Here is a 21,305-nt window from a genome sequence, read left to right on the forward strand (position 1 = left end):
CGCCGCCCCGTTCGCCGCCGGCCCCGCCGCGGACGCCGCCGTCACCGCCGCGGACGCCGCAGTCACCGGCGTCGCGGCGGCCGCCGATGGCGCCGCCTCGCCCGCGTCCCCGGCCGCCGCCGCGCCCGCCCTGGCGGCGGAACTCGCCGGGCCGGTGGGACTGCGGGTCGCCGAGCAGATCGCCCAGGAGCTCTGCCTGCCAGTGGGCAGGCTCAACCTGCGCAGGCCGCTGTGCTCGATGGGCCTGGACTCGTTGATGGCCGCCAAGCTCTCCGGCCGGCTGCGCGAGGACCCGGGGGTGGAGATCTCACCCCGCCTGCTGCTGGGCGGGCTGCCCCTCGGGGACGTCATCGCCCGGCTATCCCCCGGGACGCCCACATAAGGTAGACTCGAGTCCAAGTACTCCCAACTGCGACTGGGGGTGGACAGGCCGTGACGCCTCTCAACCGAACCGCCGGGCGGCGCGAGCGCAATCGCGAGCTCATGCGCCGCCGCGTCTACGACGCCGCGATCAACCTGTTCGCCGAGAAGGGGTACACGGCGACGTCCTTCGACGACATCGCGGCGCTCGCCGACGTGGCGCGCGCCACGGTGTTCAACCACTTCAAGCGCAAGGACGAGTTCCTCAGGGCCTGGGGCGACGAGCGGCGCCGCCGGCTGGACACCATCTTGATCCAAGAGAGCACCCGCACGCGCGACGTGGCCGGCCAGCTGCTGCGCTGCATGCGCGTGCTCGGCGAGATCACCGAGCGTGACCGCCCTCTCATGCGCGAACTGCTGACGGCCTGGGTGCGGACGGGAGCCCCGGTCCTGGAGGAGCCCTACAGCGCCTACATCTTCGCCGAGATCATCACCGAGGGCAAAGCGCGCGGCGAGGTGCGACCCGAGGTCCACCCGCTCACCGCCGGCTACATGATCAGGGACATCTACCTCGGCACGCTGTACCGCTGGGTCGGCACGAAGGACGAGCCGCCGTTCTCGCTGCCCGACGCCCTCTCGGACGCGGTGCGCCTGGCCTTCGGCGGCATACTCACCGAGTCGCCCCTGCCCCAGGAATCGCTGGACTCTAGTCTGGACATGCTCTTCGGTAAAACTTAGACTCGAATCCAACGAACAGTCTGAGACCGGGGTAACGCCATGAGCCTCAGTGAGCTGATCGACCAGCCGGCGGCCGAGCCTTCCGACGACCTTCTGCGGGTCCGTCAGGAAGAGCGGCGCCGGCTGTCCTGCGACCTGCACGACACCCTGGGCCCTGCCTTGGCGGGCATCAGGCTGCGGCTCGACACGGCCGCCGCGCTGCTGTCCCATGATCCCGAGGCCTGCCGCCTGGTCGCCGCCGCGGCGCAGGAGATCGCCCGCACCGCGACCGAGGTCCGCCGGATCATCGACGACCTCGGCCCCTCCGACCTGCTGCATGCCGGGCTGACCGGCGCCCTGCGCCACCTGGCGGCCCGTCTCGGCGAGGGCGGCGGCCTCGCGATCGCCCTCGACGTCCCCGAACGCGCGCCGCGGCTGCCGCCGTCCCTGGAGGCGGCCGCCTACCGCATCGCCGCCGAGAGCCTCACCAACACGGTCAAGCACGCCGCGGCGAGCCAGGCCACCGTGCGGTTGGCCAGCGAGGGAGACCAGGTCGTCCTGGAGGTCACCGACGACGGGGTGGGCCCTCCCCGCGCCCGGCCCGGCGGGCATGGCCTGCCGTCCATGGCCAGGCGCGCCGAGGAGGTCGGCGGCCGCTGCGACGTCCTGCCCCGCGGCGACGGCCGGCCGGGCACCGTGGTGCGCACCGTGCTGCCGGGACCGGTGCCATGACCGTCCACGTCTTCCTGGTCGACGACCATCCGACCTTCCGCGACGGGCTGCGCGTGGCGCTCGAGTCAGATCCGGCCATGAAGGTCGTCGGAGAGACCTCCAGCGGCGAGGCCGCGATCGAGGCGGTCCCCGCGGCCATCCCCGGCGTGGACGTCGTGCTGATGGACGTCCGGCTCGCCGGCTGCTCCGGCATCGAGGCCACCCGCCTGATCACCGCCCTGCCTGGCGCTCCCCACGTGCTCATGGTCTCCGCGGCCGGAGACGATGACGACGTGGTGGTCGGCGCGTTGCGCGCCGGCGCGAGGGGCTTCATCGACAAGGCGACCTCCCGTCGGGACCTGCTGCACAGCGTGGACCTGGCCGCGAACGGCTGCGCGGTGTTCAGCCCGCGCGTGGCCTCGAGGCTGGGCGCGTACTTCTCGGCGATGCGGCAGGTGCCTGACCGCGTGGCCTTCCCCGATCTCACGGAGCGGGAAAGGGAGATCCTCGATCTGATGGCCCGCGGCTGGGACAACCGGAGCATCTCCCGGCAATTGCTGCTCGCGGACAAGACCATTCGTAATCACATCACGCACATCTTCATGAAACTCGACGTCGCCGACCGCACCGCGGCGGCGATGCGCGCCAGAAACGCCGGACTGGGCCTCGATCCGGCCTGACGCCCATGAGGGAACCGGCGGCGAGGGACATATACGGGACCTGACTCCCAAGAATCCGGGACAAGGATTCGCCTACGTTGAGAAATGCAACGCACGGCGACCTTGCATCGGATGGGGGAAATGACCGTATACGTGGACTCCGCCGACCGACGGGACATTCACGCGGCGGCACAGCTGGGTTTCGTGAAAGGCGTCACCACGAATCCCTCGCTCATGCGGACGGTGACCGACGACCCGCTTCGGCACCTCAAAGAGCTCCTCACCGGCGAGGAGCTCACCGAGTTCTACTACCAGCCCTGCGGGGCCTACGCCGACCTGCGGGAAGAGGCCGAGGCGGCATGGTCGCTCGCCCCCGGCCGCGTCATCGTGAAGTCACCGGCCACCCCCGGCGGCGTCGCGCTGGCGAGCCGCCTGGCCGCGCGCGGCGTCCCGGTCGCGCTGACCGCCGCCCAGACCCCGAACGCGATGATCGTGGCCGAGGCGACCGGCTGTGTCGCGGTCATCCCCTACGTCGACCGGGCCTGGCGGGACCCCCGCACGGAGAACGAGCTGGTGGCGGCGCTCGCCCGGGTCAGGCGGGGCACCACCCGCATCGTCGCCGCCTCGGTGAAGAACGCCGGACAGTTCACCAGGGCCTTCTCCGACGGCGCCGACGCGGTCACCGCGCCGCTGGCCGTCCTGCGACAGGTGCTCGACCATCCGTCCGCGCTCGAAGCGGAACGGGATTTCGCCGCCGAATACCGCGCGGAACGCGCCGGTGAAGGAGCGTGAGATGTACGAGGCGGTGTTGTTCGACATGGACGGTGTCATCGTCGACACCGAGCATTCCGTCACCGATTTCTGGCAGCGGCTCGCCGCGTCCGAGGGTTTCTCGCTCAGCACGGAGGATCTGGAACGGCACGTGTACGGCCATCGGGCCGACCACACGCTCCGCGAGCTGTTCCCCGGAATATCCCCCGGCCGGTACGGCGAGATATACGAACGGCTGAGGAAGAACCAGGAAAGCCTGTTGTACGCGGCGATTCCCGGCGTCCACCGGCTGGTGGCCGCGCTGGCGGGCGCGGGCGTCCCGCTCGCGCTGGTGACGGGCGCCCAGGACTGGAAGGCGGCGGCCGTCCTCGGCCAGCTGGAGCTGACAGAGACGTTCGCCACGCAGATCTGCGCGGACGACGTCGCTCTCGGCAAGCCGCATCCCGCCTGCTACCTGCTGGCCGCCGAACGCCTGGGGGTCGGCATCGACCGGTGCCTGGTCTTCGAGGACGCGGTCAGCGGTGTCACCTCCGCGGTCACCGCGGGGGCCGCCTGCGTGGCGCTCGCCCCGCCGCGCCGCGCCGGCCAGGTGCTCGGCGCCGGCGCGCTGACCGTCGTGCGCGACTTCGACGACATCGCCTTCGACCCCCGCGAACGCACTCTGAGCGCCGCCGGACGGGAACGCCTCCCGTTCGCGGCCGCACCGGGAGGCCGAGACCTCCCGGCCCACTGATCGGCAACGAGTCGAAAGGTCCACGTCAATGGACCAGCTCTTCGCACCACCGATCTACGGATGGGACCCGCGGGCGGCCCAAGGGCTGTCCGGCAGGGACGAGGTCCTCTACCGCTCGCACCTCGTCGGATCCGATCCCGCGCTGACCAAGGAGGGCGGGGGCAACTTCTCCGCCAAGGGCGTCGCCGCCGACCACCTCGGGCGTCCCGCCCGCGTGCTGTGGATGAGCTCGTGGGGCTGCGACGGCGCGACGACCACTCCGGAGGACTTCCCCGTCCTGCGCCTGGACGACCTGCTCCGGCTGCGCGACTCAGGCCCGCTCACCGAGACCCAGATGATCGGCCACCTGGTCGACTCCGGCCTGCGCGGCGACCAACGCCGCCCGGGCATCGAGACCCTCACCCACGCCTTCATTCCCGCCGCCCACGTCGACCACTGCCATCCCGACGCGGTGATAGCGCTGACCTCGTTCCCCGGCGGGCGGGAGGCGGCCGACGCCGAGTTCGGCGACGAGGCGATCTGGTTCGACTACCGCCAGTTCGACGTCGGCGTCGCCAGGGAGCTGGCCGGCCGCATCGCCGCGAATCCCCGGTGCCGCTTCGTGCTGCTGGCCAATCACGGCCTGTTCACCTGGGCGGACACCGGCAAGGAGTGCTACGAGAACTCCCTGGAGGCGGTCGACCGCGCCACCCGGGCGGTGCACAAGGCGATCCGCCGCGCCGCCGACCTCGGCGGGCAGGCGGTCACCCCGCCGCCCCCGGACGTCGCGGCGGACCTGCTCGCCGACATCCTCCCCGCGATACGCGGAGCGGTGTCGGCCGGGACGCCCGGGCTCGTCCTGCACACCGACCGCAGCGACGCGGCCGTGCGGTTCGCCTCCTCGGCACGCGGCCCCCGGTGGACCCAGGACGGGCCGAGCTGCCCCGACCACGTGGTCACCGTCGGATACCGGCCGCTCGTCCTTGAGGAGACGCCCACCGGCGCCGGCCCGGTCCTGTCGGCCATCGAACGCCATCGCGCCTGGTACGACGGCTACTACGAACGACACGTGCCCGCCGCGGCCCGCGCGCTCGGCAAGCGGGGCAACGCCCCCCGTGCGATCGTGCTGCCCGGCCTCGGCGTGGTGACCTGCGGAGCGGACGCGGCCAAGGCCAGGCTGTGCGCCGACCACGTCGCCCAGACGATGACGGTCGTCCGCGCCGCCGACGCGGCGGGCGGCTACCGGTCGCTGACCGAGGCGCAGGGCGCCGCTGACGAGTACTGGCCGCTGATGCGGCTGAAGCCCCAGCTGCGGCCGCCGGACGGACCGCTCGCCGGCAAGGTCTTCCTGCTGGCCGGACGCGGCGACGCCCGTACGGGCGAGGTGGCCGACCGGCTCGCCGCGGCCGGCGCGCACGTCGCGCTGACCGGCGAGGAGGCCGCGGACCGGGCGGAGATCACCGCCGTGGCCGCCGCCGTCGCCGGCAGGCACGGCGAGAGACGCGCCGTGGCCCTGCCGTCCCCGGCGTCCGAACCCGGCCGCGCCGCGCGGGACGCCGTCCTCGCCTACGGCGGATTCGACGCCGTCGTCGACCTGACCCGGTCGGGCGGCCTGGTCCGCGCCGCGCTCCCGTTCCTCGCCCGCCAGGGCACCCCCGCCTCGGCGCTCCTCGCCCACGACGGGTGGACCCCCGGCCGCCTGGGCCTGGAGGTCGCCACGCTGGAGACGGCCGCGGCCGGCGGCCTGGACGGGCCCGGCGTCGCGGGCGTGGGCGTCTCCGTCCACGCCGTCGCGACGGCCGACGCGCGGGTGATCGCGCGGACCGCGGCCTTCCACGCCGGTCTCGCAGGCACGGACGGCGTCTTCAAGGGCACGGTCCTGCGCTCTCGCGGCGTACGGGCGCACCGTCACGAAGACCATGACGACCACGACTTGAAGGTGACTCTCGATGACCGTTGAGAAACTCGCGAACCTGGACGGACTGGTACCGGACGGCCAGCACCTGCTGGCCTCCTGTTTCGACGCGCACCACACGATCGGCGGCGGCCTCTTCGCCATCAACGGCTCCGTCGAGGAGATCGACCGGGTGTCGAGCACCGGCCTGACCACGGCCGACGGGATGCTGTTCCGGTGCCTGTGGAGCGCCGAGGGCAGCCCGGCCGAGCTGGTCGCCTACGACGAGACCGGCGTGCGGCGCTACCACCGCCTGGACGACGTCTCCACACCACACGACATCCTGGTCGTGGACGGCAGGGTGCTCGTGGTCGCGACCACGCAGAACGAGGTGCAGTGCGTGGCGCCGGACGGCGAGATCGTGTGGCGCTGGCGGGCCCCCGGCGAGGTGGACAGCTGGCACCTGAACAGCCTCGCCCTGGCCGGCGACCGCATCGTGGTCTGCGGGTTCGGGCCGTTCCTGCGCCGCCGCGGCTGGGACGAGAGCGGCAAGCCCACCACGGGCCGGGTGGTCGACCTGGACACCGGGGAACCCGTGCTGGAAGGACTGCGCGCACCGCACAACCCCTGGTACAGCGATGGTGTCTGGCTGGTGTGCGACTCGGCGGCGGGCGACCTGGTGGAGATCTCCGACGCCACCCGCAGTGAGACCAGGCGGCTCGGCATGCCGGGCTGGCCGCGCGGCCTCGCGGTGACCGACCGCTACCTGTTCGTCGGAGTGAGCCCGCACCGGCACATGGCCAGCTCGGTGGAGACCGCCGGCGTGGCGGTGGTCGACCGTGCCGACTGGAGCCTGGTCGGGCTGGTGGAGCTGCCCGCACGCGAGGTGTACGCGCTGACCCTCGCGCCCTCGCCGCTCGCCGACGGCGCCCGCCAGGGGTTCGACGCCAACCACACAAGGACGCACGAGCAGGATCAGCGGCAGATGTTCGACCGCCTTGGCCGGCGCCCGAGCCGGCTGTGGGCCGTCGGCGACCCGCTGCCCGACGCCGACCGGCGGGTGCGCATCACGGTGGCCGAGCCGGTGGCCGGGCAGGTCGAGGCGGAGAGCCTGCTGACCGTGGACTGCCAGGTGCGCAACACCGGAGCGGGCCTGCTGACCCCCGCCCCGCCGTACCCGGTGCGGGTGCTCCACCGGTGGTACGACATGGACGGCGAGGAGGTCGCCACCCAGCCGATCAAGGCCGCGCTGCCGCGGTCGCTGCCGCCGGAGGCGGTGGCCCGGGTCCCCGTGCGGGCACGCGTCCCGGCCGAGCTGGGCGAGTACCGATTACGCGTCACGCTGGTCCAGGACGGCGGCGTGCCGTTCGACGAACTGGACGAGTCGTGCGGCGCCGACGTCGCGGTCACCGTGGTCGCCGCCGGGGCCTCCCACGAGGCGCTGCGGCGGTTCGGCCTGTATCCGGCGGAGGTCCGTGCCGCCCGTACGGCCGGCGGCACCGTGCAGGACATGGTGCGCGCCCTGCTGACGCGCCCCTCCGGCGGGGTCAACGGGCTGACGGTCGGACTGATCGAGGACGCGGGCCGGCCGGCGTTCGTCGCCGCGCTCGCCACCGCGCTCGGCTGCACGGCCTCCTCGCTGGAGCACGTGGTGAGCCAGTCCGTCCCAGACGCGCGGGAAGTGCTGCTGACCGGGGCGGAAGCGGTGGCGCTGGGCCTGCGCCGGGCGGGCGTCACCGTCGCCTTCGCCTACGTCGGCACCTCCGAGCTGGCCGTGTGCGACGCGATGGCCCGGCTCGGCCTGCTGGTGAACGGGCGCGGCGACCGGGAGTCCCTCTTCCAGGCCGGCGGCGCGAGCCGGCTGCGCCCGGGGAACGGGGCCGCCATCCTGCACGGAGCGCGCGGGCTGACGAACGCGCTGGGAGCGCTGGCCGACCTGCGCCGCAACGAACTCGGCACGGTGGCGGTGGTGGGACTGCCGTCCACCGGGTCCCAGCCGTTCCTGCCGCCGCACGCCGAGCCGGAGCTCGTCCCGGTGTCGGGCGCCTTCGCCAAGTCGTGGCACGAGCTGGGCGCGGTGCCCGGGGATCCCGAGGGCCGGCGGGCCGCCGTGGAGACGCTGGTCTCCGCCGTGCGGGAGGCCGCGCTGGACGCGGCGCGCCCGCCCTACGGCCCCGTCCTCGTCGCGGTGCCGCAGGATGTGGCGGAGGCGGCCTGGGTGCCGCTGGCCGCGCTGTCCGAGAACGGCCCCACCGCCGGGCACGGCGCCGCGGCAGGAGGCGCGAGCGGCCACGGCGCGGCGGCCGGGCGGCCGGGCGGCGAGCCCGGGAGCGCGAGCGACGACGGCGCCGGGTGGCCCCTCGACCGCGACGGTCTGGCCGCCGCGGCGTCCCTGCTGGGTGTGGCGCGCCGGCCGGTGGTCCTCATCGACGACTACGCGTTGCTCCACGACGGCGCCCGGCCGGCGCTCGCCGCGTTCTGCGCGAGGACCGGCGCCCCGGTGCTCCAGGTGAAGTACCGGCGCGGCCCCATGTTCTTCGAGCGCCTCGCCAAGGACGACGTGCCGGGGTTCCTCGGCTGGTACGACCCGGCCGATCCGGCGCACCGGGCGGTGCTGGAGGGAGCCGACCTCCTGGTCACCGTCGAGGACCGGAACATGTACCCGCGCGTCATCGGCCCGCTGCCCGGCTGCCGGAAGATCGCGCTGACCTCCAGGCCCGCGGCGGTCGAGAAGAACGGCTACCTGCGCGCCGGAGACGCTCTCGTCCACGGCGACGTGGTGGCGGCGCTGCGCGAGCTGGCGGACGCGGCCCCGGCTCCGGCCTCGGCCCCGGGAGACCCTTCGCCCTGGTACTCCGCCATCGCCTCCGGCGAGCGGGCGCCCGCGCCGCAGGTCCCTGAGGAGGCCGCCGCGATCCGCACCGGGATCGCCCGCCGCATCGGCGAGGCCGCGGCCCGGCTGAACCGCAAGGTGGTGCTGGTGGACGACAGCCAGATGTTCGGCGGCATGCTCGCCGAGGAGTACGACGAGTTCCCGCCCGGCCTGCGGGTGGCCGGCGGCCATGGCGGCTTCGTCGGCAGCGGGATCACCCTGGCCACCGGCCTCGCCCTGGGCGAGCCGTCGGCGAAGGTGCTGTGCTGCCTGGGCGACCAGGGATTCACCAACAGCATGCAGGGCCTGGTCGCCGCCGTGCAGGAGTCGGCTCCGGTCACGTTCCTGGTGTGCAACAACGGCGGCAGCGTCTCCCTGCGCAAGCAGTCGGGCCCGGCGGGCTGGCTGGACGCCGGGCACCACCGCTACCTCGACAACGCCGCGGGCATGGACTACGTCCGGCTCGCCGCGGCCCTCGGCGTGCACAGCCGCCGCGTGGATCTCAGCGGATGGCTCGACCGCGACCACAGCGCGATGCGGCTGGACATGTTCGCCCGCACGCTCGACGCCATGATCGACGACCCCGGGCCCACGCTGATCGAGCTGGTGCTGCCCGCCGACCCGGAGTTCTGGACCGGAATCTGGATCAACCAGGGCCTCGAACAGGCCGGCAAGCAGGACGAGCCCGGCGCGCGGCGCCCGGGCCAGGAGGCGAAGGCGGGTGTGCGCGATGCGTGAGGTTCCCTTCCGCCGTATCTCCCTGGCCCCCTACGAGCAGGTGCTCGGCGAGGACAGGATCGCGCGGCTGCGTGCCGGCATCGGGCGCACCGGGCGGCTGCTCGGCGAGCGCACCGTCTGGAACGTCAACTCCACCGCGGCCGGCGGCGGCGTCGCCGAGCTTCTGCACACCCTCGGACCGCTCGCCCGGGCCGCCGGCCTGAACGTGCGGTGGCTGGTCGTCGACGGCGACCCGGAGTACTACGCCATCGCCAAGCGGCTCGTGTCACGGTTGTACGGCATTCCCGGCGACGGCGGCCCGCTCGGCCCGGAGGAGCTGCGCCACTACCGGCGCGCGATCGACGCCAACGCCGCGCGGCTCACGGCGCACGTCCGCCCGGGCGACGTCGTCATCGTGCACGACGCGCAGCCCGCCGGGCTCATCGAGGCGGCGCGCGACCTCGGCGCGAGCGTGGTGTGGCGCTGCCACATCGGCAGCGACACGCCGAACCCGCACACCGAGGACGGCGGCGCCTTCGTCGGCCCCTTCGTCGCCCACGCCGACGCCACGGTCTTCTCCACCCCCGCGCACGTCCCCGGCTGGGCGCCGCGTCCGCGCATCATCGCCCCGTCGATCGACCCGTGCGGGCCGAAGAACATGGCGCTCACCGGAGAGCAGGTCCTGGCCGTCCTCGGCGCCACCGGCATCATCGACGGAGGTCGGCGGCCGCCGGTGACGGTGCCGGTGCCGATCGGCCCGGACGTCCAGGTGCGACGGCCCGCGCTGGTGCTCCGCGACGGCCCCCCGCCGCCGGCCGGCACGCCGATGGTCGTCCAGGTGTCCCGCTGGGACCGGCTCAAGGACATGGGCGGCGTCATGCGGGCGTTCGTCGCCTCCGGAGTGGACGGCCACCTGACCCTGGCCGGCGCCGACGTCGGCGGCGTGGCCGACGACCCCGAGGCGGCGGAGCTGTACGAGCAGTGCCGGCGGGCATGGCAGGACCTGCCCCCCGAGCACCGCCGTCGCTGCCAGCTGGTCTGCCTGCCCATGGACGACCTGCGGGAGAACGCCGTCGTGGTGAACGCCCTGCAGCGCCACGCGGCCGTCGTGGTGCAGAAGAGCCTGGCCGAGGGGTTCGGGCTCACCGCCACCGAGGCGATGTGGAAGTCGCGCCCGCTGCTCGCCGCCGCGGTCGGCGGCCTGCGGGACCAGGTGCAGGACGGCCGGACCGGCCTGCTGCTCACGGATTCGGCCGACCTCGACGGCGCCGCGGAGGGCATCCGGCGGCTGTCCACCGACGAGGCGCTGGCCGGCCGGCTCGGCGCGGCGGCGCGCGAGTGGGTCCACGAGCGGTACCTGCCGGACCGGCAACTGCTCGACTGGGCCGAGCTGATCCAGAGCGTCGCAGCGGTGAGGGCGGCCTGATGCGCAGATTGGGACGCGAAGGACCGCTGGTGTCCGACATCGGCCTGGGCTGCATGGGCATGTCGCAGTTCTACGGCGCCTGGGACGACGCCGAGTCGATCCGCACCATCCACCGCGCCATCGACCTCGGGGTGAACCTCCTGGACACCGCCGACATGTACGGCCCGTACACCAACGAGGAGCTGATCGGCCGGGCCGTGCGCGGCCGGCGCGACCAGGTGCTCATCGCGACGAAGTTCGGCAACGTCAAGGGGCCGGACGGGCGGGTGATCGGCGTCAACGGGCGCCCCGAGTACGTGCGCAGCTCCTGCGAGGGGTCGCTGCGCCGGCTGGGCGTCGAGGTCATCGACATCTACTGCCAGCACCGCGTGGACCCGTCGGTGCCCATCGAGGAGACCTGGGGGGCGCTCGCCGAGCTGGTCGCGGAGGGCAAGGTGCGGCACCTCGCGGTCTCGGAGGCGTCCCCGCGGACCGTGCGGCGTGCGCACGCCGTGCACCCGGTGTGCGCGGTGCAGACCGAATACTCGCTGGTCAGCAGGGACCCGGAGGAGGAGCTGCTGCCGGTGCTGCGCTCGCTCGGCATCGGGTTCGTCGCCTACGCCCCGCTCGGCCGCGGGCTGCTCACCGGTCGGATCACCGCCGCCGACGACCTGACCGGCGACGACTTCCGCCGGACGCTGCCCCGGTTCCAGCCGGACACCCTCAGCCACAACGCCGGGGTCGTCGAGCGGATAGCCCTGCTCGCCGGCTCGCTCGGGGTGAGCCTCACGCGGCTGTCGCTCGCGTGGGTGCTGGCCCAGGGCTTCGACATCGTCCCGATCCCCGGCACCAAGAGCCTGGCCCGGCTGGAGGAGAACGTCGCGGCCACCCTGCTGGAGCTGAGCCCCGCGGAGCTCGCGATCCTCGACGACCTGGCCCCGCCGGGGTGCGCCGCCGGCGACCGCTATCCCGACATGTCCGGAGTCAACGTCTAGATGAGGCCGACATGAACCAAGACGAGTGGTGGCGCGAAGCCGTCCTTTACCAGATCTACCCGCGCAGCTTCGCCGACTCCGACGGCGACGGCGTCGGAGACCTGTCGGGGATCACCGACCGGCTGGACTACCTTGCCGCGCTCGGCGCCGACGCCATCTGGCTGTCCCCGTTCTACCCCTCGCCGCTCGCCGACTTCGGCTACGACGTCAGCGACTTCGTGGCGGTGGACCCGGCGTTCGGCACGCTCGACGACTTCGACGAGCTGCTGCGCCAGGCGCACGCCCGGGGCATCCGGGTGATCGTCGATCTGATCATGAACCACACCTCGGTGGAGCATCCCTGGTTCGCGGAGTCCCGGTCCAGCCTGACCAACCCCAAGCGGGACTGGTACATCTGGGCCTCTCCCGGCGCCGGAGGCGGCCCGCCCAACAACTGGCTCAGCGCCTTCGAGCGGTGCGGCCCGGCGTGGTCGCACGACGAGGCGACGGGCCAGTGCTACCTGCACAGCTTCACCCCCGGGCAGCCCGACCTCAACTGGCGCAACCCCGAGGTGCGCGCCGCGATGCGCAAGGTGTGGCACTTCTGGCTGGACCGCGGGGTCGACGGCTTCCGCGTCGACGTGGCGCACCGGCTGATGAAGGACGCCGAGCTACGCGACAACATCCCCGAGCTGGCGCACGCCAGGCGGCACGTCACCCACCCACTGGGCCGGCAGCGCCACCTCGACCTGCCCGAGACGCTCGACGTGCTGCGCGACCTGCGGCGGACGCTGGACGCCTACCCCGGCACGTTCGCCCTCGGCGAGGTGCCGATCAGCGACGACCGGCGCCTGGCCGAGTACTTCGGCGGGGACGGCATGCACACGGCGTTCCACATCGCGTTCTGGGAGCAGCCGTGGCGGGCGGCGGCGTTCCGCGAGACCGTCGACCGGCTGGCCGGTCTCGCCCGGCCGGGCGCGCTGCCCACCTACGCCCTGGCCACGCACGACATCTCCCGCACCGTCACCCGGTACGGCGGCGGCGCGCGGCCCAGAGTGGCCGCGACCATGATGCTCACCCTGCGCGGCATCCCGTGCGTCTACTACGGCGAGGAGATCGGCATGGCCGACGCCCCGCCGCCGGTGGAGCAGCGGCTCGACGTCGACGGAAGGGACGGCACGCGCGTCCCCATGCAATGGGACGAGACGGGGCTCGGCTTCACGCGGGGAACGCCCTGGCTGCCCCCCGGCGACGACCGGCGCGAGGCCAACGTCGCACGGCAGATGGCCGACCCCGGCTCCCTGCTCGGCCTGTACCGGCGGCTGATCTCTCTGCGGCACGCCTCGGCGGCGCTGCGGCGAGGCGACCAGCGGTCGCTGGAGACCGGCGAGGACGTCTTCGCCTACGTGCGCTCGTGCCCGGGAGAACGCCTGCTCATCGCGCTGAACTTCGCCTCGCGCGCCACGTCGGTCGATCTGGCGGGACTGCCGGGGCTGCCCGGGGACGGCCGGCTGGAGCTGTCCACGGACGCGGACCGCCGCACGGGCACGCCGGTGGACCTGCGCCCGCTGACCCTCGCGGCGGACGAAGGCGTCATCGTCCGGATCGGGGACCACCCATGACCGCCCCGGCGCCGCTGAGACCCCTCGGCCGCGCCGGCGCGGCGCCGCGGAACTGGGCGGGCAACGTCGCCTACCGGTGCGCGCGGATGGAACGGCCCACGTCGGTCGCCGGCCTCCAGCGCCTGGTGGCCGGGAACGCCCGCGTACGCGCTGTCGGCACCCGGCACTCGTTCAACGACCTCCCCGACACGCCCGGGATCCTGGTGTCCGTGGCCGGCCTGCCACCGGTCGCGGAGGTGGACTCCGCCGCCGCGACCGTCCAGGTGGCGGCGGGCATGCGGTACGCGGAGCTGGCCCGGCACATCGACCGGGAGGGGTACGCGCTGCCCAACCTCGGCTCGCTGCCCCACATCTCGGTCGGCGGCGCGTGCGCGACGGCGACCCACGGGTCCGGCGTGCGCAACGGCTGCCTGGCCACCGCGGTGTCCGGGCTGGAGATGGTCACCGCGGAGGGCGACCTGGTCACGGTCGACAGGACCAGCGGCCACTTCGCCGGCATGCCCGCGGGACTCGGCGCGCTCGGCGTCGTCACCCGCCTGACCCTGGACCTGGTGCCGTCCTTCGAGATGCGGCAACGCGTCTACGAGGGGCTGCCGCTGGAAGCGCTGGACGAGCACTTCGCCGAGCTCGTCGCCGGCGCCTACAGCGTCTGCCTGTTCACCGACTGGCGGGCTCCGCGGTTCACCCAGGTGTGGGTGAACGAACGCCTGGACGAGCCCGCGGCCACCGTGGCCGGGCGAGCGTGGTTCACCGCCGTGCCCGCGAGCGGCCCCCGCCACCCGGTGTCCGGCTTCCCCACGGAGAGCTGCACCGAGCAGCTCGGCGTGCCCGGCCGCTGGTTCGAACGGCTGCCGCACTTCCGGCCCGACTTCGAGCCGAGCAGCGCCGGGGACGAGCTGCACTCGGAATACACGGTGCCGGCCGGGGAAGCGGTGAAGGCGCTGCACGCGCTCGACCGCGTCCGCGCCGGCATCCACCCGGTGCTGCAGATATGCGAGGTCCGCACCGTCGCCGCGGACGAGCTCTGGATGAGCCCGTTCTACCAGGAGGATTCGGTGAGCATCCACTTCACCTGGATCCCGGACGCCGAGGCCGTGCTCCCGGTCGTCGGGCTCGTGGAAGAACGGCTGGAGCCGTTCCGGGCGAAGCCGCACTGGGGCAAGGTCTTCACCACGCCTCCCGCGCTGCTGCGGTCGCGCTACCCGCGCCTGCCGGACTTCGCCGGCCTGGTGCGCGAATACGACCCGGGCGGCAAGTTCGGCAACCCGTTCCTGGACCGCTACCTGAAGCAGTGAGGAGAGCCGCGTGTCCGTGATCAAGAATCTCCGGCAGGGGGCCGACGTCCCCGACCGTGACCTGCCCGCCGCCGCTCTGGTCCGGCTGCGCGTCGCGGTCACGCTGTTCTTCGCCCTCGGGGGCTTCCTGTTCGCCGGGTGGGCCGTCCGCATCCCCGCGCTCAAGCAGCAGGTGGACGCCTCACCGGGGTCCCTCGGCCTGGCGCTGCTGTGCCTGACCGGCTCCGCCGTGCTCACCATGGCGGTGACCGGGCGGCTGTGCGAGCGCTTCGGCAGCCGGCAGATCACGATCGTGACAGCCGTCCTGCTGTCGGTCGCCATCGTCCCCCCGGCCCTGACCCACTCCGCCGTGGGGCTCGGGCTGACGCTGGTCCTCTTCGGCGTCGCGTTCGGCGGCATCGACGTCGCGGTCAACAGCGTCGCGGTCGACCTGATCGCGGCGCTGCGCCGTCCGGTCATGCCGAGCTTCCACGCCGCCAACAGCTTCGGCAGCCTCGGCGGCGCCGCGCTCGGCGGCCTGCTCGCGGCGCACCTGTCGCCGGCGCAGCACATGCTGCTGCTCGTCCCGGCCGGGCTCGCCGCCAGCGCCATCGGCGGGCGCATGCTGATGGCGCACCCCCTCACCGGCGCGGACGCCGCGGCGGGGCACGCCTCAGGTCCGGCGCCGAGACGCCGCGTGTGGGGCACCGTGGTGTTCTTCGGGCTGATCGGGCTGTGCGCCGCCTACTGCCAGGGCGCCCTGGACAACTGGATCCCCCTGCACATCAGGGAGGACCTGGGCAGCGGCGAGACCGTGGCGGCGACCGGATACGCGGTGATCCAGCTCATCATGGGCGTGATGCGGCTTTCCGGCATCACCCTGGTGGAACGGCTGGGCGCCACGCGGGTGACGGTGTTCGGCGGGATGATCGCGTGCGCGGGCACCTTGGTGGCCGCGCTGGCGCCCTCCGTGCCGGTGGTGTTCGCCGGCCTGGTCGCCACCGGCGTCGGCCTGGCCAACATCTTCCCCATCGCGATGGCGCAGGCCGGGGCGGCGGGCGGGCCGGGCGGCATAGCCATGGCGGCGACGCTCGGATACTGCGGCATCCTGGCCGCGCCGCCCTCCATCGGCCTGCTGGCCGACGTCATCGGCCTCTCACGCGCGCTGACCCTCATCGCGCTGTCGGCCGCCGCGGCCGCCGCGATCGCCTACGCCATCAGGCCGCGGGCCGAACAGCTGCCCGTCCGCACGTGAGCCGAGGAGCTTCCCATGCCGGCACCCGTCATGCTCTCCCAGATCGAGATCCTCGAGGCGGAGTCCATCCAGATCATCCGCGAGATCGCCGCCGAGTTCGAACGGCCGGTCCTGCTGTTCTCCGGCGGCAAGGACAGCGTGGTGCTCCTGCGGCTGGCGGAGAAGGCCTTCCAGCCCGCCTCGCCGCCGTTCCCGGTGATGCACGTGGACACCGGGCACAACTTCCCCGAGGTCATCGAGTTCCGGGACCGCCGGGTCTCGCAGAGCGGGCTCGAGCTGATCGTCGCGTCCGTGCAGGAGTCGATCGACACCGGCCGGGTCGCGGAGGAGATCGGCAAGTGGGCCTCCCGTAACCGCCTGCAGACCACCACCCTGCTGGACGCCATCGCCGCGCACGGGTTCAACGCGGCCTTCGGAGGCGCCCGCCGCGACGAGGAGAAGGCGCGCGCCAAGGAGCGCGTGGTGTCCTTCCGCGACGACTTCGGCCAGTGGGATCCGAAGAACCAGCGGCCGGAGCTGTGGAACCTCTACAACACCCGGATCCACCGGGGCGAGCACGTGCGGGTGTTCCCGCTGTCGAACTGGACCGAACTGGACGTCTGGCACTACGTCCACCGGGAGAGGCTCGAACTCCCGTCCATCTACTTCGCCCACCGCCGCAGGGTGTTCGAGCGGGCGGGAATGCTGCTGGACGACAACCCGCACACCCACCGGCAGGACGACGAGCCGGTCTTCGAGGCCACGGTCCGCTACCGCACCGTCGGAGACGCCTCTTGCACCGGCGCCGTCGTGTCGGCCGCGTCCGCGCCGGAGGCGGTGATCGAGGAGATCAAGGCCACGCGGATCACCGAGCGCGGCCAGACCCGGGCCGACGACCGCGCCGGCGAGGCCGCGATGGAGGACCGCAAGAAAGAGGGGTACTTCTAGCCATGAACTCCAGCCACATCCCCGGGATCCTGCGCTTCGCGACCGCGGGCTCGGTGGACGACGGCAAGTCCACGCTGATCGGCCGCCTGCTCTACGACTCCAAATCGATCTTCGAGGACCAGCTCGAGGCGATCGAACGGGTCAGCGCCGACAACGGCGAGGAACAGGCCAACCTGGCGCTGCTCACCGACGGGCTGCGCGCCGAGCGCGAGCAGGGCATCACGATCGACGTCGCCTACCGGTACTTCGCCACGCCGCGCCGCACGTTCATCATCGCCGACACTCCCGGGCACATCCAGTACACCCGGAACATGGTCACCGGCGCCTCCACGGCCGACCTGGCCGTCATCCTGGTGGACGCGCGCAAGGGCATCGTGGAGCAGTCACGCCGCCACGCCTTCCTCGCCACCCTGCTGCGCGTCCCGCACCTGGTCGTCGCGATCAACAAGATGGACCTCGTCGGCTACGACCGGCACACCTACGACCGCGTCCGCGCCGCGTTCACCGCCTTCTCCGCCAAGCTCGACATCACCGACCTGGCGTTCATCCCGATCTCCGCCCTGCACGGCGACAACGTGGTCGAACGCGGCCCCAACATGCCGTGGTACGACGGGCCGTCGCTGCTGCACCACCTGGAGCACGTGCACATCGCCTCCGACCACAACCTGATCGACGTGCGCTTCCCTGTGCAGCAGGTGATCCGCCCGAACCGGTCCGCGAGTCCCCGGCCGCATGGCTACCGCGGCTATGCCGGGCAGGTCAGCGGCGGCGTGCTCAAGCCGGGCGACGAGGTCGTGCACCTGCCGTCCGGGCTGACCACCACCATCACCCACATCGACGGCCCGGCCGGCCCGGTGCGGGAGGCCTTCCCGCCGATGTCGGTGGTGCTGCGCCTGGCCGGCGACCTCGACATCTCCCGCGGCGACATGATCGCCCGGCCCGGCAACCGGCCCGCCGCCACCCAGGACCTGTCCGCCATGGTGTGCTGGATGGCCGCCGACCGGCCACTGTCCCCCCGCATGAGACTGGTGGTCAAACACACCACCCGGACCGCCAAAGCGCTGGTCGAGGACCTGCACTATCGCGTCGACGTCAACACGCTGCACCGGGACGAGTCCGCCCGGAGCCTGGGCCTCAACGAGATCGGCCGCGTCGGACTCCGGGTCACCCAGCCCCTGTTCGTCGACGACTACGCCCGCAACCGTCTGACCGGTGGCTTCATCCTCATCGACGAGACCACCAACGCCACCGTCGGCGCGGGAATGATCATCGGTACCCACCCCGCCCGCTGACGCGGCCGAGCCGTACCGCCGCCGCGAGGCCCGCGGATCGGGGGCGATCGGGCGACGGCCTGCGGTCTCCCCCTGGTCAGCCCATGGATTTGGCGCCGTCCAGAGACTCGCGGATGATGTCGGCGTGGCCGGCGTGCTGCGCGGTCTCGGTCACGACGTGCATGAGCACCCGGCGGGCCGACCACCGTTCGCCGGGCTGGAACCAGGGGGCCTGCGGCAGCGGGTGCGTGGCGCCCAGATCGGGCAGGGTGACGACCAGTTCGTCGGTCCGGCGAGCCACCTCGGCGTAGGCGTCCAGCACGCCGGCCAGCGTCTCGCCCGGCAGCAACTGGAACGCCTCGGCCCACCGCGCGAGCTCGTCCTCGGTCATGGCGGAGAAGTCGCCCATCGCCGACGGCCCGCCCACGATGAACTCGGCCCACCTCTGCTCGACGAGCGTGACGTGTTTGATCAGGCCGCCCAGGCACAGCTCGCTCGCGGTGGTGCGCTGCCTGGCCTGGTCGTCGGTGAGACCGCGGGTGGTGAAGCGCAGGAAGTGCCGGGACTTGGCCAGCGTCGCAAGCAGGTCGGCGCGCTCGTCGTCCACGGTCGACGCGTCGGCTCGGCCGGCGGCGGCGGTCTGGTCGCTGATGGTCATGGTCTTCGCCTTCCGTTGCTGTGGATCGTGCTCTGGAATCCACGCTAGGCGGCATAGCGGCCACTTCCTGACCTGAATCGCGACCGGGACAGCACGAAAGTTCATCGTCGTAGCGCCCGAACAACCCTTCGCATTTGCGAGCATCTACTCCTATTCTGGACATAGAAGCTCTGGAGGGAAGAATGGGTCCTACGCCGACGAACCTCGACGACCCGTGCAACAACCTGGCGCTGCGCAAGGCGGCCCGGTATCTCGGCGCGACCTACGACAAGGTCCTGGCCTCGGTCGGTCTTCGTGCGACGCAATTCAGCATCCTGCACAAGCTCAGCGTCCACGGAGAGATGACGATCACCAGCCTCGCCGAAGTGATCGCCATGGACCGTACGACGATGGCCTCGAACCTCAAGCCGCTCGCGAGGGAAGGCCTGGTGACCGTCGAGCCGTCGGCGGCCGACCGCCGTGCGCGCATCGCCACGATCACACCGGAGGGCCTGTCCCGGCTGGACGCCGCGCTGCCGCTGTGGCGGGACGTGCAGACCCGGTTCGAGGAGAGCTTCGGAGCCGAGGAGGCGGCCCGGCTGCGCGCATCCCTCGGCGCCGTCCTGCACACCGGCTTCCAGCCCTGGGCCGAGTGAGGCGCGATCTCTCAAGCACGGGCCGGCGACGCGCTTGATCGCCGAGGCGTCGCTGAGAGCCGGACGGTCCCGGCCGCGAGAGCCTCACCGAAGCCCCCGGGCGCGACCGTCGGAGCGGTTCAGTCCAGGTAGAAGTCCTTGCGTACGGCCACGAACGCCTCGATCGTCAGGGCGGGAACGCCCGTCACGCGCTCGACGTCGTCGGACGCGCGGTCGTAGCGGTTCTCGCGGTGCAGCCTGGCCATGGTGGCGACGTGCTGTTCGGTGTGCGGCGGCAGGCCCGCCTTCGCGAGCACCTCGGCCCGCCACCAGTCCAACGGCACGTCGACGTAGGACACCGGACGCCCCAGCGCGCGTGAGAACTCCTCGGCCATCTCGGTCATGTCCACGGCGCGCGGCCCGGTCAGCTCGTAGACGCGCCCGATGTGCGGAGCCGGTTCGCGGAGCACGGTGGCGGCCACCCGGGCGACGTCCTCCGCGGCGATCGGCGAGGTGCGCCCGGCGCCGAACGGCAGCGCGATCGTGCCGTTCTCCTTGATCGACCGCGCCGCCAGCGTGGTGAACAGCGGATTGTCCAGGAACGACGTCGGCCGGAGGTGCACGACCGGCAGGCCCGACCAGTTCAGCACCTGCTCCGCCAGCCAGTGCAGCCGCTGCTGGTGCGACTCCGCGGTGCTGGTGGCGGTCATCTGCGACACCGTCATCTGCGACATGCCGACCAGGGCCGCCAGCTTCCCGTACTCCTTCGCGACGGTGGCCACCACGGTCGCCGCCAGCAGATGGTCCGGCGACACGGGCATCGCGAAGTACATCCGCCCGGCGCCCTCCAGCGCGGCCGCGACGCTCTCCGGCCGGGTCAGATCTCCGACGACGACCTGCGCGCCCAGCGCACGCATCTCAGCCGCACGATCATCGTCGCGGCGCACCATCGCCCGCACCGGCACATCCTGCGCGCGCAGCCGGTCGAGGACCGTACGGCCGACGCTCCCGGCGCCGGCGATGAGAACAAGGTCACTGGCGACCATCGATCGATCTCCTTCTTGGCGGTCGGGCTGACGCGCCCGGGGTCCTTGCCGCTTCCCAAATAGGAGCATATGCTCCTAATGTCTGCGGCGCACATCGAGCCGCGACCAGCCGGCCGTCACCTCGCCCGGCATGTGCCGCTCCACCGGCCGCGACCACCCGATGGACGGTGACGCTCGGCCTTCACCCGACGCCAAGAGAGAAGGAATACCCCGTGGATCTGAAACTCGAAGCCATCGTGCTGCCCGTCTCCGACATCGATCGGGCCAAGGCCTTCTACGAGGCGGCCGGATTCCGCCTGGATCTCGACAAGGCCGTCGAGCAGGACTTCCGCGTGGTGCACCTCACGCCGCCCGGCTCCGAGTGCTCGATCATGTTCGGCATCGGGATGACCCCCGCCGCGCCGGGCTCGGCCCAGGGCCTGTACCTCGTGGTCTTCGACATCGAGGAGGCCCGCGCGGAGCTCGTCGGCCGCGGCATCGAGGTGAGCGAGGTGTTCCACGACGCCGGGGGGATCTTCTACCACGGCCACGACGCCGGAGAGGTCGTCCACCGCGCCGGGGGCCAAGGGCGGATCGCCGGCCCGCACCCGACCCGCGGCGACTACGGCTCCTACGCCACCTTCCGCGACCCGGACGGCAACGGCTGGGTGCTCCAGGAGGTCAAGAACCGGGCCCCCGGCCGCTGAGACGGGCGGCCGTTCCGCCGCACAGGGCCGTGACGGACGGACGCTCCGCCGCACAGGACCGTGACGGACGGACCGGCGACCGGGCAGGCCCGCCACCGTGACGCTGGGCGTCTCAGCCGAATGCGATTCGGGTACTTGTCGTTGTTGAAGGCATATGAGG

19 protein-coding genes are annotated in these 21,305 nt (G+C 72.7%); 17 read left to right on the plus strand and 2 right to left on the minus strand.

What is annotated here, in order from left to right; translation table 11 throughout:
- The 15 genes from ACFO60_RS19775 to ACFO60_RS19845 all read left to right on the plus strand — a co-directional run.
- A partial coding sequence (locus ACFO60_RS19775) for an acyl carrier protein (protein ID WP_380842007.1) occupies positions 1-382 on the plus strand: 382 nt, incomplete at its 5' end.
- Between the two features lie 50 nt (positions 383-432).
- Positions 433-1,098, plus strand: a complete 666-nt coding sequence (locus ACFO60_RS19780) for a TetR/AcrR family transcriptional regulator (RefSeq protein WP_380842009.1) — start codon at positions 433-435, stop codon at positions 1,096-1,098.
- 39 nt (positions 1,099-1,137) lie between these two features.
- Positions 1,138-1,809 carry a sensor histidine kinase gene (locus ACFO60_RS19785; protein ID WP_380842011.1) on the plus strand — a complete coding sequence of 224 codons (672 nt, stop codon included), beginning with the start codon at positions 1,138-1,140 and terminating at the stop codon, positions 1,807-1,809.
- Positions 1,806-2,468: a response regulator gene (locus ACFO60_RS19790; RefSeq protein WP_380842013.1), complete on the plus strand. Its 663-nt coding sequence runs from the start codon at positions 1,806-1,808 to the stop codon at positions 2,466-2,468. The genes ACFO60_RS19785 and ACFO60_RS19790 overlap by 4 nt, the downstream gene beginning before the upstream one ends.
- A gap of 120 nt (positions 2,469-2,588) precedes the next feature.
- The gene (locus ACFO60_RS19795) at positions 2,589-3,239 is read left to right on the plus strand and encodes a transaldolase family protein (RefSeq protein WP_380842016.1); all 651 of its coding nucleotides are present in this window, start codon (positions 2,589-2,591) and stop codon (positions 3,237-3,239) included.
- 1 nt (position 3,240) lies between these two features.
- The gene (locus tag ACFO60_RS19800) at positions 3,241-3,951 is read left to right on the plus strand and encodes an HAD family hydrolase (RefSeq protein ID WP_380842018.1); all 711 of its coding nucleotides are present in this window, start codon (positions 3,241-3,243) and stop codon (positions 3,949-3,951) included.
- Positions 3,952-3,979: 28 nt separating this feature from the next.
- Positions 3,980-5,890: a class II aldolase/adducin family protein gene (locus ACFO60_RS19805; protein ID WP_380842020.1), complete on the plus strand. Its 1,911-nt coding sequence runs from the start codon at positions 3,980-3,982 to the stop codon at positions 5,888-5,890.
- A complete protein-coding gene (locus ACFO60_RS19810) occupies positions 5,880-9,434 on the plus strand; it encodes a DUF4915 domain-containing protein (protein ID WP_380842023.1) in 3,555 nt (1,184 codons plus the stop codon). The genes ACFO60_RS19805 and ACFO60_RS19810 overlap by 11 nt, the downstream gene beginning before the upstream one ends.
- Positions 9,427-10,839: a glycosyltransferase gene (locus tag ACFO60_RS19815; RefSeq protein ID WP_380842025.1), complete on the plus strand. Its 1,413-nt coding sequence runs from the start codon at positions 9,427-9,429 to the stop codon at positions 10,837-10,839. The genes ACFO60_RS19810 and ACFO60_RS19815 overlap by 8 nt, the downstream gene beginning before the upstream one ends.
- Positions 10,839-11,813, plus strand: a complete 975-nt coding sequence (locus ACFO60_RS19820) for an aldo/keto reductase (RefSeq protein ID WP_380842027.1) — start codon at positions 10,839-10,841, stop codon at positions 11,811-11,813. Before ACFO60_RS19815 ends, ACFO60_RS19820 begins: the two co-directional genes overlap by 1 nt.
- An 11-nt stretch (positions 11,814-11,824) precedes the next feature.
- Entirely contained in the window at positions 11,825-13,414 is a 1,590-nt protein-coding gene (locus ACFO60_RS19825; protein ID WP_380842029.1) for an alpha-amylase family glycosyl hydrolase, read from the plus strand.
- Positions 13,411-14,709 (plus strand): FAD-binding protein, encoded by a 1,299-nt coding sequence (locus ACFO60_RS19830; protein ID WP_380842032.1) that lies wholly within the window; start codon positions 13,411-13,413, stop codon positions 14,707-14,709. Before ACFO60_RS19825 ends, ACFO60_RS19830 begins: the two co-directional genes overlap by 4 nt.
- A gap of 10 nt (positions 14,710-14,719) precedes the next feature.
- The gene (locus tag ACFO60_RS19835) at positions 14,720-15,943 is read left to right on the plus strand and encodes an MFS transporter (protein WP_380842034.1); all 1,224 of its coding nucleotides are present in this window, start codon (positions 14,720-14,722) and stop codon (positions 15,941-15,943) included.
- A 15-nt stretch (positions 15,944-15,958) separates the two neighbouring features.
- Entirely contained in the window at positions 15,959-16,870 is a 912-nt protein-coding gene (gene cysD, locus ACFO60_RS19840) for a sulfate adenylyltransferase subunit CysD (protein WP_380842036.1), read from the plus strand.
- Positions 16,871-16,872: 2 nt separating this feature from the next.
- Positions 16,873-18,162: a sulfate adenylyltransferase subunit 1 gene (locus ACFO60_RS19845; RefSeq protein WP_380842038.1), complete on the plus strand. Its 1,290-nt coding sequence runs from the start codon at positions 16,873-16,875 to the stop codon at positions 18,160-18,162.
- 76 nt (positions 18,163-18,238) lie between these two features.
- On the opposite strand, the gene ACFO60_RS19850 is transcribed toward ACFO60_RS19845, so the two are convergent.
- Positions 18,239-18,799, minus strand: a complete 561-nt coding sequence (locus ACFO60_RS19850; protein ID WP_380842040.1) for a DinB family protein — start codon at positions 18,797-18,799, stop codon at positions 18,239-18,241.
- A 182-nt stretch (positions 18,800-18,981) separates the two neighbouring features.
- On the opposite strand from ACFO60_RS19850, the gene ACFO60_RS19855 reads away from it, so the two are divergent.
- Positions 18,982-19,434 carry a MarR family winged helix-turn-helix transcriptional regulator gene (locus ACFO60_RS19855; RefSeq protein WP_380842042.1) on the plus strand — a complete coding sequence of 151 codons (453 nt, stop codon included), beginning with the start codon at positions 18,982-18,984 and terminating at the stop codon, positions 19,432-19,434.
- A gap of 119 nt (positions 19,435-19,553) precedes the next feature.
- On the opposite strand, the gene ACFO60_RS19860 is transcribed toward ACFO60_RS19855, so the two are convergent.
- Positions 19,554-20,459 (minus strand): NmrA family NAD(P)-binding protein, encoded by a 906-nt coding sequence (locus ACFO60_RS19860; RefSeq protein ID WP_380842043.1) that lies wholly within the window; start codon positions 20,457-20,459, stop codon positions 19,554-19,556.
- Between the two features lie 212 nt (positions 20,460-20,671).
- On the opposite strand from ACFO60_RS19860, the gene ACFO60_RS19865 reads away from it, so the two are divergent.
- Positions 20,672-21,145, plus strand: coding sequence for a VOC family protein (locus tag ACFO60_RS19865; RefSeq protein WP_380842045.1), 474 nt, complete (start codon positions 20,672-20,674; stop codon positions 21,143-21,145).
- The last annotated feature ends 160 nt before the right edge of the window (positions 21,146-21,305 follow it).

It is taken from the genome of Sphaerisporangium dianthi, assembly GCF_042654065.1.
GTDB classification, from domain to species: Bacteria; Actinomycetota; Actinomycetes; order Streptosporangiales; family Streptosporangiaceae; genus Sphaerisporangium; species Sphaerisporangium dianthi.